The sequence below is a fragment of the Rhodococcus phenolicus genome (assembly GCF_001646785.1).
Lineage (GTDB): Bacteria > Actinomycetota > Actinomycetes > Mycobacteriales > Mycobacteriaceae > Rhodococcus > Rhodococcus phenolicus.
Genome location: NZ_LRRH01000206.1, coordinates 1 through 519, shown reverse-complemented (window position 1 = coordinate 519; position 519 = coordinate 1). Strand labels below are relative to the sequence as shown.

Here is a 519-nt window from a genome sequence, read left to right as displayed (position 1 = left end):
CAGGCTGACCACGGCGTCCGCGGCTGCCTCGTTCGCCTCGATCGCCCGCCGGTCGACGCAGCTGCCGACCGAGCTGTCGTCGGGCCGGCTGAGCAGTACACGGGCGCCGAGCGCGACGAGTTCGTCGCGGACCAGTTCGGCGAGCTGCCAGTTGAAGGTGTGCTCGGCGTATCCGTCGTCCGTCGAGGTTCCGGTGGTCTGGCAGTTCTTGGTGCCGCCGCGGCCGGTGGGGGCCCGGTCCCGGCGACCAGGGCCGCGGCAACCGCAACGGGGACAATCCATCCGGTCGATCGGCGCAGACGCATTCCGTTACGGTACCGGCGAGCGACTACGCTGGCGGTGGAAAACTTGCAGAAAGGACGTGCCCGTGCAGCCCGGTGGAATGCCCGATATGCAGCAACTCCTCGCCCAGGCCCAGCAGATGCAGCAGCAGCTGATGTCCGCTCAGGCCGAGATGGCAGAGGCGGAGGTCACCGGTCAGGCCGGTGGCGGACTGGTGACCGCGACCGTCAAGGGCAC

At 69.4% G+C, this 519-nt stretch carries 2 protein-coding genes; one reads left to right on the top strand and one right to left on the bottom strand.

Features of this window, described 5'->3' with window-relative positions:
- On the bottom strand, positions 1-282 hold a 282-nt coding region (locus A8G15_RS28910; protein WP_211270272.1), incomplete at its 3' end, for an N-acetylmuramoyl-L-alanine amidase.
- Between the two features lie 85 nt (positions 283-367).
- Here A8G15_RS28910 and A8G15_RS28905 point away from each other — a divergent pair.
- A partial coding sequence (locus A8G15_RS28905) for a YbaB/EbfC family nucleoid-associated protein (RefSeq protein ID WP_211270273.1) occupies positions 368-519 on the top strand: 152 nt, incomplete at its 3' end.